A 12,860-nucleotide genomic window follows, 5' to 3' on the forward strand; every position below is an offset into this window, starting at 1 on the left:
GGGAACCGCGCGAGCCGCAGCCGGCCCGCAGCCAAAACGCAACCCACGCCCCGGCGAGCGCAGCGCCTACGCGCTGACGGTCTCCCCCGGCAGGGACAGGTCGAGATCGACCGTCCCCGCCTCACCCGCATGGGTCGCGGACGACGCGAGCGGCCCATGGCCGGTGGCCCGCGCGGCCAGGACGTACGCACCCTGCGTGGGGACGGCGAGCGCGTAGCTGCCGTCGTCCCCCGACAGGGTCGCGCCCGCCTGACGCCCGCGCCGGTCGATCAGCGTGACCTTGGCGCGCGCGACCGGGCTGCCGTCGGCACCCAGCACCCGTCCACGGAACCCGGAGCCGAGCGTGGCGACCTCCTCGCTGCTCGCCCGCAGTTGCGGCTTGTTCACCGGGCGACGCCCCGGCAGGAACAGGGCCAGCAGCAGGCCGACCAGCACCGCGCCCGTGGCGATCAGGAAGGAGACGCGGAAGCCGTGCATCGTCGGGATCGCGACGCCGCCCACATGGTCCGCGGTGTTGGCGAGCACCATGCCGATGACGGCGCTGGACACGGACGTACCGATGGAGCGCATGAGGGTGTTCAGGCCGTTGGCCGCGCCGGTCTCGGAGGCCGGGACCGCGCCGACGATCAGGGCGGGGAGCGAGGAGTAGGCGAGGCCGATACCGGCGCCCAGCACCACCGCGATGACCACGGACTGCCACGCGGCGCTCATCAGGCCGAGGCCGGCGCCGTAGCCGATCGCGATGATCAGCAGGCCGAGGATGAGGGTGACCTTGGGCCCGTACCTGGCGGAGAGGCGGGCGTAGACGGGCGCCGTGAACATCATCGTCAGGCCGAGGGGCGCCACGATCAGGCCTGCCATGACCATCGACTGGCCGAGGCCGTAGCCGGTCGAGGTGGGCAGCTGGAGGAGCTGGGGCAGGACGAGCGAGACGACGAAGAAGGAGACGCCGACCATGATCGAGGCGAGGTTGGTGAAGAGGACGGCGGGCCGGGCGGTGGTCCGCAGGTCCACCAGCGGGGCCTTCAGCCGCAGCTCCAGCACGCCCCACAGGAGGAGTACGAGGGCGGACGCGCCGAACAGGCCGAGCGTGGTGCCGGAGGTCCAGCCCCAGTCGCTGCCCTTGGTGATCGGCAGCAGGAAGAGCACGAGGCCGACGGAGAGCCCGATGGCTCCGAGGACGTCGAAGGTGCCCTCGGCGCGCATGTCGGACTCGGGTACGACGAGCAGGGTGAGGACGATGGCGAGGGCGCCGACGCCGGCCGCGCCGTAGAAGAGGGCGTGCCAGTCGGAGTGCTGGGCGATCAGCGCGGCGAGGGGGAGGGCGAGGCCGCCGCCGACGCCGATGGAGGAGCTCATCAGGGCCATCGCCGAGGGAAGCTTCTCGCGGGGCAGCAGGTCGCGCATCAGACCGATGCCGAGGGGGATGGCGCCCATGGCGAAGCCCTGGAGCGTACGGCCCGCGATCATGGTCAGCAGGTCGCTGGTGAGCGCGCTGACGAGGGCGCCGACCACCATGATGGAGAGGCTCGCGATCAGCAGACGCCGCTTGCCGTACAGGTCACCGAGCCGCCCCATGATCGGCGTGGCCACGGCTCCGGAGAGGAGCGTCGAGGTCAGCACCCAGGTGGCGTTGCTGGGCGAGGTGCTCAGCAGTTGGGGCAGATCCTTGATGACGGGGACGAGCAGGGTCTGCATGACCGCGACAACAATGCCCGCGAAGGCGAGCACCGGGACGATGGCCCCGCCCGTTCTGCCGGTTCCACCGGCGAGCCGGTCGGTCGTCGTGTGCGTCATGGGGTGGGGCCTCCAGGCGGGTCCGGACGGGGGTACGTGTGAGATGAACCCGTGTGCCTGGGCAACTATTCCGATGTTTTGGCGTACTAACTAATCCTTGACCTGCCCATGGGAATCTGATCTTCCGTCACGCGTGAGGAGCTGCCCGGCACCGGCGACCGCATCGCCAGGGCCGACGGCCGCTGGGCGTTCCGGGGGCGAAAACCGTCGGACCGCCCCCCTACAGCCACCCCTGCTGCCGAGCCTCCCGCACCGCCTCCATCCGGTTGCGGGTCCCGGTCTTCCCGATGGCCGCCGAGAGGTAGTTACGGACCGTCGACTCGGAGAGGTGAAGCCTGCCGGCGACATCGGCGACCGTCGCCCCGTCCACCGACGCCTTCAGGACCTCGCACTCGCGAGCCGTGAGCGGATTGGGCCCGGCGCTGAGCGCGGCGGCGGCGAGGGCCGGGTCGATGACCGTCTCCCCGGTGAGCACGCGGCGGATCGCCGCCGCCAGTTCCTCCACGGGTCCGTCCTTGACGAGGAAACCGGCGGCCCCCGCCTCCATGGCCCGGCGCAGATAGCCGGGGCGGCCGAAGGTGGTCAGGATCAGCACCCGGCAGTCCGGGGCCTCGTCGCGGAGTTGGGCCGCGGCGTCCAGCCCGCTCATGCCGGGCAGCTCGATGTCGAGGAGCGCCACGTCCGGGCGATGCAGCAGTGCCGCGTCGACGATCGCGTCACCGGCCGCGACCTGGGCGACGACGGTGATGTCCGGCTCCATCCCGAGCAACAGGGCGAGGGCACCTCGCATCATCTGCTGGTCCTCGGCGAGGAGGACCCTGATGGACTTCGAGGGACGGTGTTCCCGGGGCATCTCGTTCACGGGGTAAGAGTAGGACGGATGCGGGGGCTGACCTGGGAAGAACCGGTCGAAGGAGAGGGAGGGAGAGAGGGGGAGGGGGAGGAAGGAGGTGTTGAAGGAGATGCGGGGGAAGGTGTTTCGGTCGCCAGGCCGGGCAGTTCGGCCGTCACCAGGAACCCGCCCCGCGGCATCGGACCCGCCGACAGCGAGCCTCCAGCCGCCGCCAGGCGCTCCGTCAGCCCCTTGAGCCCCGTACCGCCGACACCCCTCTGCGTGGCCCCGGTGGGCGGCGTCACGCCCGTCCCGTTGTCCGCGACGGTCAGCCGCACCCGCCCGCCCGTGCCCTCCGCTCGCGGCCCCCCGGCCTCGGTGCCCTCCACACCCGTGCCCTTCACCGTGATCTCGCAGCGGGTGGCACCGCTGTGCCGCAGGACGTTCGTGACCGCCTCCCGTACCACCCAGCCCAACAGCGCCTCCGTCGGCGACGGCAGGGGCGGGCCCGAGCTGTGGATCACCGTGGTGACGGCCGCCGCCGTCAGGACCGAGTCCGCCCGGTCCAGCTCCGTGGCCAGACTGCCCTGCCGGTAGCCGGTGACCGCCTCGCGGATCTCCGTCAGGGCCTGGCGGCCCACCGACTCGATGTCCGTGATCTGCAGCAGGGCCGCGTCCATGTCCCGGGGCGCCAGCCGTCGGGCCGCCTCCGACTTCACCACGATCACCGACAGGGTGTGGCCCAGCAGATCGTGCAGGTCGCGGGAGAAACGCAGCCGTTCCTCCTCGACCGCGCGGCGCGCCAACTCCTCACGCGCCGCCCGCAGTTCACGTACAGCCTCGGTCAGGGACAGGATCGCCGCCGTCACCATCGTCGACAGGAAGGTCCCGTACGCCACGTTCAGCGCGTCCCAGCCTTCCCGGACCGAGGAGACCGTCGCCGCGAGGGCGGTGAGCGCGAGCCCGGTGCTGCCCAGCCACGGGCCCCGCATCACCGCGCCCGTGGCCAGCCCGAGCAGCGGGAAGAAGTACAGCCAGCTGCCGCCGTAGACGATCGCCAGCGCGCAGGTCACCGCACCCATCACGACGAGTGCCACCCGCGTCGACCTGGCGTCCCGCGTCTTCTTCGAGAAGGCGCGGAACGTGACGTAGATGTAGAGGGAGTTGAAGGTGAGCAGGCCCAGGGCGCCGATCCAGGGCAACGGGGTCCGGCCCTGGAGGAGGTTGGAGAAGGAGCCCAGGCCCATCAGCAGCCAGGGCAGCAGGGCGAATCCGGTGGGCGGCGGGCCCGGGTTCTCCGGCTCCGGCATCCGGCCGCCCGACTTCCGGGCGGCCCGCCGGGCGGCCTTGTACCGCGCCATGTCCGCCCGCCAGCGCGCCCGCTCGGCCCGCCACTCGCCCACCTGGCAGGCGGTCTCTCGCATCCAGAACATGCACCACAGCGTACGAAGCGAGGGGCACCCCGGGCAGATGCCGATGTACGGACTCCGGCAGGACAAATGTCCCGGCCCGGCGTGCCGTCCAACCCGGGATCGCACAGCTGACGCATCGTCAGGAGTATTCACAACTCGGGACCGCTCGGCTATACAACAGGGGGCGCCGGACTGGAACGCGTTCTAGATCGGCCCGTATCGACCTCGGTGCGGCCGACGGTGCGGACGGTCGTACCGAGGTCTCAGTCCCGCGAGATTGCCGCCAGTCGTTCCTACCGCCAGTCGTCCGTACTGCCAGCTGATCAGGAGCCCCATGCCCATTGACGCCGCCAAGGCCGTCGCCGCCGAACCCCGGTCCACCGAGATCGCCTGGGGCCGCAAGGACGTCCAGCTCTACCACCTCGGCATCGGCGCCGGCGTCCCAGCGACCGACCCCGGCGAGCTGCGCTACACCCTCGAATCCCGGCTGCACGTCCTGCCCAGCTTCGCCACCGTCGCCGGCAACGACTCCCCGGACGTGATCAGCGGCCTCTCCATGCCCGGTGTCGACGTCGACCTCGCCCATGTCCTGCACGGCGGCCAGAGCATCGAGCTGCACCGCCCGATCCCGGTCGAGGGCAGAGCGCGCGCCACCGGGAGCATCGCCGCCGTGTACGACAAGGGCAACGCGGCGATCCTCGTCATGCGCACCGAAGTCGCCGACGCCGAGGGGCCGTTGTGGACGAGTGACGCGCAGATCTTCATCCGCGGAGAGGGCGGATGGGGAGGTGACCGGGGCCCTTCGAACCGGCTCCCGGCGCCCGACACCGAGCCCGCGAAGGTCGTCGAGCGGACCGTCCGCGACGACCAGGCGCTGCTCTACCGGCTCTCCGGCGACTGGAACCCGCTGCACGCCGACCCCGACTTCGCCGCCCGCGCCGGGTTCGACCGGCCCATCCTGCACGGCCTGTGCACCTACGGCATGACGCTCAAGGCGGTCGTCGACACGGTGCTCGGCGGGGACGTCGGCCGGGTCCGCGCGTACCGCACCCGCTTCGCCGGGGTCGTGTTCCCCGGGGAGACCCTCCGCATCCGGATGTGGACGCACGAACCGGACCGCGTCCAGGTGTCGGTCACCGCCGGCGAGCGGGACGACGCGCCCGTACTGGTCGACACGGTCGTCGAACACTCGTGATCACGACCGTGCACCCGCACCCGCACACGCACTCGCACCCGCACATCTCCGTCTCGTACATCTCCGTACTCCCTGCACATCCCCGTATATCGCTGTAGGTCCCCGAAGGGAGCCGCACCAATGCGCGCAGCCGTACTGCACGAGATCGGGCAGGACAAGCTGGACGTCCTGGACGACGTCGAGGCCGTGGGCTTCGGCCCCGGCAAGGTGAGGATCCGGGTCCGGGCCACCGGGCTGTGCCACTCGGACCTCTCCGCGATGAGCGGCGTACTGCCGCAGCCGGCTCCCTTCGTCCCCGGCCACGAAGGCGCCGGGGAGATCCTCGAAGTCGGCGAGGGCGTAGGCCACGTGAAGGCCGGTGACCGGGTCGTCGTCTGCTGGCTGCCCGCCTGCGGCGCGTGTCCCGCCTGCAAGCGCGGGCAGACCGAACTGTGCCTCGCCGGGTTCATGAACGCGGGCACCCCCAACTTCCGGCGCCCCGGCGGCGACATCTTCGGCATGGCCGGCACCGGCACCTTCGCCGAGGAGGTCGTCGTCGACGCGGGATGCGCCGTGCCCATCCCCGACGACGTGCCCTTCGACATCGCCGCCCTCATCGGCTGCGGGGTGACCACCGGACTCGGCGCCGCCCTCAACACCGCTGACGTACAGGCCGGTTCGTCGGTCGCCGTCATCGGCTGCGGAGGCGTCGGCATCTCCGCGATACAGGGCGCGCGGCTCCAGGGCGCCGCCGAGATCGTCGCCGTCGACCCGGTCCTCTCACGCCGGGAGGCCGCGCTCAAGTTCGGTGCCACGAAGGCTGTTTCGCCGGACGAGCTGGCCGACGCCAAGCAACAGCTCACCGGCGGCGAGGGGTTCGACTACGTCTTCGAGGTCGTCGGCCGCTCCACCACCGCCCGCACCGCCTACGACACCACCCGGCGCGGCGGAACCATGGTCGTCGTCGGCGCGGGCGCCATGGACGACAACCTCCAACTCAACATGTTCGAGCTGTTCTTCGACGAGAAGCGCATCCTGCCGTCCATGTACGGCGGCGGCGACGTCCTGCGGTCCTACGAGCGCACGATCGCCCTCTGGCGCGCCGGACGCGTCGACCTCGCGGGCCTCATCACCCACCGCGTACCGCTCGCCGGCATCAACGAGGCCCTCGACCAGATGCGCACCGGAACCGCGCTGCGTACGTGCATCGAGATCTGAGGGACGCCGATGTCACCACTTTCACCGTCATCGCCACTTGAGGGACTCGCCGCGATCGTCACGGGCGCGGGGCGCGGTCTGGGCCGGGTCGAGGCACTGGAACTGGCCCGGCTCGGCGCGGCCGTCGTCGTCAACGACTACGGGCAGCCCGGCCGGGACGGCTCCGGCGAGGCGTCCGCCACCCCCGCCGAGGAGGTCGCCGCCGAGATCCGCGCGGCGGGCGGCACGGCGATCGCCCACACCGGGGACGTAGCCGACCACGAACAGGCGCGTGAACTGGTCGAGTTGGCGATCGCCGAGTTCGGCAAGCTGGACGTCCTCGTGAACAACGCGGGCATCCTGCGCGACCGCATGGTCTTCTCCATGACGGAGGGGGAGTGGGACGCCGTCATACGGGTCCACCTCAAGGGACACTTCAACACGACCCACTTCGCCGCCGCGCACTGGCGGGAGCGCGCCAAGGCGACCGGCGCACCGGTGTACGGGCGGATCGTGAACACGTCCTCGGAGGCGTTTCTCGCCGGTTCGGCGGGGCAGCCCAACTACGCCGCCGCGAAAGGCGGAATCGTCGGGCTGACCACCTCCACGGCCCTCGCCCTCACCAAGTACGGCGTCACGGCGAACGCCATCTGCCCACGCGCCCGGACCCGTATGACCGAGGACGTCTTCCAGGGCATCGAGCGGTCGGAGGAAGGCCACGGCGGCCTCGACCCGCTCGCCCCCGAGCATGTCGCCCCGCTCGTCGGCTACCTGGCCTCCCCGGCCGCCGAACACGTCAACGGACAGCTGCTCGTCGTCCACGGCGGGATGGTCGCCGTCGTCGAACGCCCACGGGTGGCCGCCAAGTTCGACAGCAAGCAGGACACCTTCACCTACGACGAACTGGACGCGCTCCTCACCCCGCACTACGCGGAGCGGCCCGCCGGGGAGACGTTCGCGGCGGCGGAGGTGCTCGGACTCAAGCGCGCCTGACCCGGCGGCTGATGCGGACAGCGCCTGGCACGGCAAAAAGCAGCCCCGCCCGTGGCCGTGGCCAACCGGGCGGGGTCGCACATTGCCTGACGTATCGTCAGGCCCGGTTCTCGGCCTGCTCGGACGGCTTGCGATGACGGCCGTGCGGGGCCGTCTCGTCGTTGTGGACCGAGACCGGCCCCCGGTGCCTGCCATAGCCGTTGCTGTGGCCCGTGGCCTCGTGGGCGTCGGCGGACAGCGGCTGCATGGTGCTTGCGTCGTTCATCGGAAAGTGTCACCCCGTCAACATGATCCTTCTACAGCCGGGTGATCTTAACCAGCGCGACTCGGGGTGACACGAGCCGCACACACCGACCGGGACTAGTTCGTTACAAGCTTCGCCACTTCGTTACCCGGCTTCCCGGCCTTCGCCACCAGCCGCCCCAGCGGAGCCTGTTGCAACGGCACCGGCCGAACCACCGCGACGGGCACGGGAACGGCCGTTTCCGTGCCCGCCGCCCCCGACTCCAGCGTCACGCCCGCCAACGTCACGCCCTCCGAGGACCCCTCGGCCTGCTCGGCCCCTTCGAGCCTCTCGGCCCGCACCCGAGCCACCCCGCACGGCATCTCTCCTGTCACGTACGGCAGTTGAAGCTCCCCGTCCCTGCTCCACAGCCCCGCTCCCGCCAACCACCCCTCCGGCGCCGGAAGATGCCGCACCTGTCGCTCCGAGGGCCGCCAGACCCCCACCCAGCTCCCCGCCGAACCGTCCACGCGCAACGCCACCCCGCAGCTCTCCGGCGTCAGCACCTGCCCCGGCTGGATCGCGAACGGCGTGAGGGCGCACCCGTCGACGCGCAGGCACTCCGGGAAACGCACCGGCAGGGTGCTGCCGAGCACTCCCCAGCCCAACCGTTCCTGCCCGCCGGGCGAGGGCGCGTCCGAGCCGATCAGCAGCAGTCCGCTGTCCGCGTCCGCGAGCAGCAGCCGGTCGTTGCTCTCCGCCGAGATCTGGAGCAGCGGCGACACCTCGCCGCCGCGCTCCAGATCGACCACGATCGCCTTCGTACGCCCCCCGACCTCCCGGTCAAGGGCGAGCAGCCGCCCCGTGCGGTCCAGCCAGACGCCGCCCGAGCAACGGCCGGGAACCTCCGTGACGTACTCGGGTCCGAAGGCGCCGCCCGCCACCAGCCACACCGTCGTCGAACGCCGGCCCAGGGCGAGGGCGTACGCGCGGTCGCCGCCCGGAGCCGGGGGCAGCAGCCGCAGTGGGGTGCCGGCGTCGGGGCACTCGACCGCGCCGAGGGGGAGTTCGCCGGTGCCGGGACCGGTCGGATAGAGCAGCGCGAAGGTGTGCCGGCCGTCGATCGGACGGTGGATGAGGACCCGTCCGTCGCCCATCGGCAGTACCTGGGTGCCGGGCTCCTCCGGCTGGTTGCCCGGCAGCGGCACGGCGTACGGCTCGGGCCCGTCGAGCGTCCAGCGCTCCGGAAACCAGGAGTCGCCACTCCATGAGCCGCCACTCCGCACGAGCCGGGCGGCGTAGGCGCCGTCCGCCGTGATCGCCAGCTCCGCCCCGGGGGGAAATCCGTCCTCCGCCATGGGTCCGATCGCCATGGGTTCGATCATGGGCTCGATCGCTTCGATCGCACGGGCCGTCATCGATCGGTCACCTCCAGCGACGAAACTAGTTTTCGTACGCACAGACGTGGGACCGGGCGGCGGCATTTCACACATAAGGGTGGCCCAGTAACGATTCGCCTGAGGAAACGGTGGTGCATGTGCTGACCGGGACCGGGGGCGTCAGCGGGGACGGCGGTGGGGACAGTGGTGGGGCGACAGTGGGGCGGACACACCGGTTCAGCCGTACGGAACAGCCAGGTAGCCTTGCGCTCGTGCCTCGTCTGTCTGAAGTCATCACCGCGCTGGAGACCCTGTGGCCCGCCGAACGGGCCGAGTCCTGGGACGCGGTCGGCACGGTCGTGGGCGACCCCGATCAGGAGGTCTCCCGGGTCCTGTTCGCCGTGGACCCCGTCCAGGACATCGTCGACGAGGCCGTGAAGCTGGGCGCCGACCTGCTGGTCACCCACCACCCGCTCTATCTGCGCGGTACGACCACGGTCGCGGCGAACACCTTCAAGGGCCGGGTCGTGCACACCCTCATCAAGCACGACATCGCCCTCCACGTCGCCCACACCAACGCCGACGTCGCCGACCCGGGAGTCAGCGACGCCCTCGCCGGCGCCCTCGACCTGCGGGTCGTGCGACCGCTCGTCCCGGACCCCACCGACCCCGCCGGCCGGCGCGGCCTCGGCCGGGTCTGCGAGCTGGACCACCCGCTGACCGTCCGCGAGTTCGCCGCCCGGGTCGCCGAACGCCTGCCCGCGACCGCGCAGGGCATCCGGGTCGCCGGCGACCCCGAGGCCCTCGTCCGCACGGTCGCCGTCAGCGGCGGCTCCGGCGACAGCCTCTTCGACGACGTACGCGCGGCCGGTGTCGACGCCTTCCTCACCGCGGACCTGCGCCACCACCCGGCGTCGGAGTTCATCGCGGACCGCGCCCACAGTGCCACCCATGGCACGAGCAAGGGCACTGGCACCCACAACCCCCTCGCGCTGCTCGACGCGGCGCACTGGGCCACCGAGTGGCCCTGGTGCGAGCTGGCCGCCGCCCAGCTCGACGAGATCTCCGACCGGCACGGATGGGGCCTTCGGGTCCACGTCTCCGCCACGGTCACCGACCCCTGGACCGCCCACGCGGCGTCCACCACCACCTCTGAAGCACTGGGAGCCCCCAACTGAACGCCGAGCCCGCCGACCAGATCCGACTTCTCGACGTCCAGGCCCTCGATGCCCGCCTCCAGCAGCTCGCGCACAAGCGCAAGTCGCTGCCCGAGCACGCCGAGATCGAGTCGCTGACCAAGGACCTCACGCAGCTGCGCGACCTGCTGGTGGCCGCGACGACCGAGGAGAGCGACTGCGGCCGCGAGCAGACCAAGGCCGAGCAGGACGTGGACCAGGTGCGTCAGCGTGCCACCCGCGACCAGCAGCGCCTGGACTCCGGCTCCGTCAGCTCGTCCAAGGACCTGGAGAACCTCCAGCGTGAGATCGTCTCCCTCGCCAAGCGGCAGGGCGACCTGGAGGACATCGTCCTGGAGGTCATGGAGCGCCGCGAGTCAGCGCAGGAGCGCGTCGCCGAGCTGACCGAGCGGGTCGGCGCCGTCCAGGGCAAGATCGACGACGCGACCGCGCGGCGCGAGGCGGCGTACGAGTCGCTCGACGGCGAGGTCGGCACGGCGACGAAGGAGCGCGAGGTCATCTCGGGTTCGGTGCCCGACGACCTCCTCAAGCTGTACGACAAGCTGCGCCAGCAGCAGGGCGGAGTCGGCGCCGCCCGTCTCTTCCAGCGCCGCTGCGAGGGCTGCCGCCTGGAGCTGAACATCACCGAGGTCAACGAGGTGAAGGCCGCCCCCCGCAACGCCGTACTGCGCTGCGAGAACTGCCGCCGCATCCTGGTACGCACGTCGGAGTCGGGTCTGTAAGCCGGCAAGGCAATAGGTCTGCGAGTCTCAGTAAGGGGCGTACGGCGTGCGGGAGTTCATCGTCGAGGCCGACGGCGGTTCCCGGGGCAACCCGGGGCCCGCGGGCTACGGCTGCGTCGTCATCGACGCGGCCACGGGCGAGACGCTGGCGGAGGCGGCCGAGTACATCGGCGTCGCCACGAACAACGTCGCCGAGTACCGGGGCCTGGTCGCCGGCCTGCGCGCGGCACGCGAACTGGACCCGACCGCCACCGTCCACGTCCGGATGGACTCCAAGCTGGTCGTCGAGCAGATGTCGGGCCGCTGGAAGATCAAGCACCCGGACATGAAGCCACTGGCGGCGGAGGCGGCCCGGGTGTTCCCGGACGCCGGGCAGGTGACGTACGAGTGGATCCCGCGCGAGCGGAACAAGCACGCGGACCGCTTGGCGAACGAGGCGATGGACGCGGGCAAGCGCGGCGAACAGTGGTCGGCGTCCACGTCGACGGCGGAGCTGGACGCGGGCCTCACCCCCGCTGCCGCTGACGCCGACACCGGTGCCGCCACGAAGGTGGCCGCCGGCTGGTCGGCGCCCGCGGATCTCGGCCCGCCGGCGACGTTCGTACTCCTGCGCCACGGCGAGACCCTGTTGACCCCCCAGAAGCGCTTCTCGGGCAGCGGCGGCACCGACCCGTCCCTCTCGGACGTGGGCCTGGACCAGGCCGAGCGGGCGGCGGCGTCCCTGGCCGAGCGCGGCACGATCGAGGCGATCATCGCGTCCCCCCTGACCCGCACGCGCCAGACCGCCGCCGCTGTGGCTACCCGCCTCGGCCTCGACGTGACCATCGACGACGGTCTGCGCGAGACGGACTTCGGCGCGTGGGAGGGGCTGACCTTCGGCGAGGTGCGCGAGCGCTACCCGGACGACATGAACGCCTGGCTGGCCTCCCCGAAGGCCGAACCGACGGGCGGCGGCGAGAGCTTCGCGGCGACAGCGCGCCGGATGGCCGTCACCCGCGACAAGCTGATCGCGGCCCACGCCGGCCGTACGGTCCTGCTGGTCACCCACGTGACCCCGATCAAGACCCTCATCCGCCTGGCCCTGGGCGCCCCACCCGAGTCCCTGTTCCGCATGGAACTCTCGGCGGCCTCACTCTCGGCGGTGGCGTACTACGCGGACGGCAACGCGAGCGTACGACTCTTCAACGACACGTCCCACCTGCGCTGAGCCCTGCGGCCTGACGGGCGAGTGTCTCGACCCGGTGCCAGTCGCGCGCGGCGACGGCATCGGCCGGAAGCATCCAACTCCCGCCCACGCAACCGACGTTGGGCAGTGCGAGATACTCGGGCGCGTTCGCGGGACCGATCCCCCCGGTCGGGCAGAACCGGGCCTGGGGGAGCGGCCCGGACAGGGACTTCAGGTAGGCGGTGCCGCCCGCCGCCTCCGCCGGGAAGAACTTCATCTCCCGCACCCCACGCTCCAGCAGCGCGACGACCTCGGACGCGGTCGACACCCCCGGCAGGAACGGCAGCCCGGACGCCCGCATGGACTCCAGCAGTACGTCCGTCCAGCCCGGGCTGACGAGAAAACGCGCCCCGGCGGCGAGCACGTCGGACACCTGAGCCGGTGAGATGACGGTGCCGGCGCCGACCACCGCGCCGGGGACTCCGCCGGCGATGGCCCGGATGGCGTCGAGCGCGACGGGCGTACGCAGGGTGACCTCGATGGCAGGCAGCCCCCCGGCGACGAGCGCCCGGGCAAGCGGCACGGCGTCAGCCAGATCCTCGACGACGACCACGGGCACGACGGGCGCGAGGCCGAGGACGGAGGGGAAGGGCGCGGGGAAGCTGGGCACGCGCCTCATCCTGCCTCCGGTCTACAGCACGCGCAATGAACGTTGCGCATGCTGCAATAGGGCGCGATCAGAGGGGCGCGGGAACCGCGCGACAAGCCAC

At 71.7% G+C, this 12,860-nt stretch carries 12 protein-coding genes; 6 read left to right on the top strand and 6 right to left on the bottom strand.

The window, feature by feature from the left end:
- Positions 1 to 66: 66 nt before the first annotated feature.
- From ACW4TU_RS32705 to ACW4TU_RS32715, 3 genes are all read right to left on the bottom strand, one after another.
- Complete coding sequence (locus tag ACW4TU_RS32705; protein ID WP_457419071.1) at positions 67 to 1,797, bottom strand: MFS transporter; 1,731 nt, start codon at positions 1,795 to 1,797, stop codon at positions 67 to 69.
- Positions 1,798 to 2,017: 220 nt separating this feature from the next.
- Entirely contained in the window at positions 2,018 to 2,650 is a 633-nt protein-coding gene (locus ACW4TU_RS32710; protein WP_457430441.1) for a response regulator, read from the bottom strand.
- A gap of 5 nt (positions 2,651 to 2,655) precedes the next feature.
- On the bottom strand, positions 2,656 to 4,062 hold the full coding sequence (locus ACW4TU_RS32715; RefSeq protein ID WP_457419073.1) for a sensor histidine kinase: 1,407 nt from the start codon (positions 4,060 to 4,062) through the stop codon (positions 2,656 to 2,658).
- Between the two features lie 313 nt (positions 4,063 to 4,375).
- Here ACW4TU_RS32715 and ACW4TU_RS32720 point away from each other — a divergent pair, with 313 nt between their 5' ends.
- The 3 genes from ACW4TU_RS32720 to ACW4TU_RS32730 all read left to right on the top strand — a co-directional run bounded on the left by ACW4TU_RS32720 (position 4,376) and on the right by ACW4TU_RS32730 (position 7,405).
- Entirely contained in the window at positions 4,376 to 5,236 is an 861-nt protein-coding gene (locus tag ACW4TU_RS32720) for a MaoC/PaaZ C-terminal domain-containing protein (protein WP_457419075.1), read from the top strand.
- Positions 5,237 to 5,356: 120 nt separating this feature from the next.
- Positions 5,357 to 6,433: a Zn-dependent alcohol dehydrogenase gene (locus ACW4TU_RS32725; RefSeq protein WP_457419077.1), complete on the top strand. Its 1,077-nt coding sequence runs from the start codon at positions 5,357 to 5,359 to the stop codon at positions 6,431 to 6,433.
- Between the two features lie 9 nt (positions 6,434 to 6,442).
- Positions 6,443 to 7,405, top strand: coding sequence for a 3-oxoacyl-ACP reductase (locus ACW4TU_RS32730; protein WP_457419079.1), 963 nt, complete (start codon positions 6,443 to 6,445; stop codon positions 7,403 to 7,405).
- Between the two features lie 97 nt (positions 7,406 to 7,502).
- Here ACW4TU_RS32730 and ACW4TU_RS32735 read toward each other — a convergent pair whose 3' ends face one another.
- Positions 7,503 to 7,670 (bottom strand): hypothetical protein, encoded by a 168-nt coding sequence (locus tag ACW4TU_RS32735; protein ID WP_457419081.1) that lies wholly within the window; start codon positions 7,668 to 7,670, stop codon positions 7,503 to 7,505.
- A gap of 95 nt (positions 7,671 to 7,765) precedes the next feature.
- Positions 7,766 to 9,046, bottom strand: coding sequence for a hypothetical protein (locus ACW4TU_RS32740; RefSeq protein ID WP_457419083.1), 1,281 nt, complete (start codon positions 9,044 to 9,046; stop codon positions 7,766 to 7,768).
- A 233-nt stretch (positions 9,047 to 9,279) separates the two neighbouring features.
- On the opposite strand from ACW4TU_RS32740, the gene ACW4TU_RS32745 reads away from it, so the two are divergent.
- The 3 genes from ACW4TU_RS32745 to ACW4TU_RS32755 are packed head-to-tail and all read left to right on the top strand — an operon-like array spanning position 9,280 to position 12,132.
- The gene (locus ACW4TU_RS32745) at positions 9,280 to 10,185 is read left to right on the top strand and encodes a Nif3-like dinuclear metal center hexameric protein (RefSeq protein WP_457419085.1); all 906 of its coding nucleotides are present in this window, start codon (positions 9,280 to 9,282) and stop codon (positions 10,183 to 10,185) included.
- On the top strand, positions 10,182 to 10,925 hold the full coding sequence (locus tag ACW4TU_RS32750) for a zinc ribbon domain-containing protein (protein WP_457430442.1): 744 nt from the start codon (positions 10,182 to 10,184) through the stop codon (positions 10,923 to 10,925). Before ACW4TU_RS32745 ends, ACW4TU_RS32750 begins: the two co-directional genes overlap by 4 nt.
- 46 nt (positions 10,926 to 10,971) lie before the next feature.
- Positions 10,972 to 12,132: a bifunctional RNase H/acid phosphatase gene (locus tag ACW4TU_RS32755; protein WP_457419087.1), complete on the top strand. Its 1,161-nt coding sequence runs from the start codon at positions 10,972 to 10,974 to the stop codon at positions 12,130 to 12,132.
- Here the strand turns inward: ACW4TU_RS32755 and eda are convergent.
- Entirely contained in the window at positions 12,107 to 12,760 is a 654-nt protein-coding gene (eda, locus tag ACW4TU_RS32760) for a bifunctional 4-hydroxy-2-oxoglutarate aldolase/2-dehydro-3-deoxy-phosphogluconate aldolase (RefSeq protein WP_457419089.1), read from the bottom strand. The two genes, ACW4TU_RS32755 and eda, sit on opposite strands and share 26 nt — an antisense overlap.
- Positions 12,761 to 12,860 lie beyond the last annotated feature (100 nt).

This window comes from Streptomyces kryoterrae (assembly GCF_054072135.1).

What these genes read in the sequence shown, in the direction of transcription:
- ACW4TU_RS32705 (WP_457419071.1), bottom strand. Translation starts at nt 1,797, where the DNA reads ATGACGCACACGACGACCGACCGGCTCGCCGGTGGAACCGGCAGAACG.
- ACW4TU_RS32710 (WP_457430441.1), bottom strand. Translation starts at nt 2,650, where the DNA reads ATGCCCCGGGAACACCGTCCCTCGAAGTCCATCAGGGTCCTCCTCGCC.
- ACW4TU_RS32715 (WP_457419073.1), bottom strand. Translation starts at nt 4,062, where the DNA reads ATGTTCTGGATGCGAGAGACCGCCTGCCAGGTGGGCGAGTGGCGGGCC.
- ACW4TU_RS32720 (WP_457419075.1), top strand. Translation starts at nt 4,376, where the DNA reads ATGCCCATTGACGCCGCCAAGGCCGTCGCCGCCGAACCCCGGTCCACC.
- ACW4TU_RS32725 (WP_457419077.1), top strand. Translation starts at nt 5,357, where the DNA reads ATGCGCGCAGCCGTACTGCACGAGATCGGGCAGGACAAGCTGGACGTC.
- ACW4TU_RS32730 (WP_457419079.1), top strand. Translation starts at nt 6,443, where the DNA reads ATGTCACCACTTTCACCGTCATCGCCACTTGAGGGACTCGCCGCGATC.
- ACW4TU_RS32735 (WP_457419081.1), bottom strand. Translation starts at nt 7,670, where the DNA reads ATGAACGACGCAAGCACCATGCAGCCGCTGTCCGCCGACGCCCACGAG.
- ACW4TU_RS32740 (WP_457419083.1), bottom strand. Translation starts at nt 9,046, where the DNA reads ATGACGGCCCGTGCGATCGAAGCGATCGAGCCCATGATCGAACCCATG.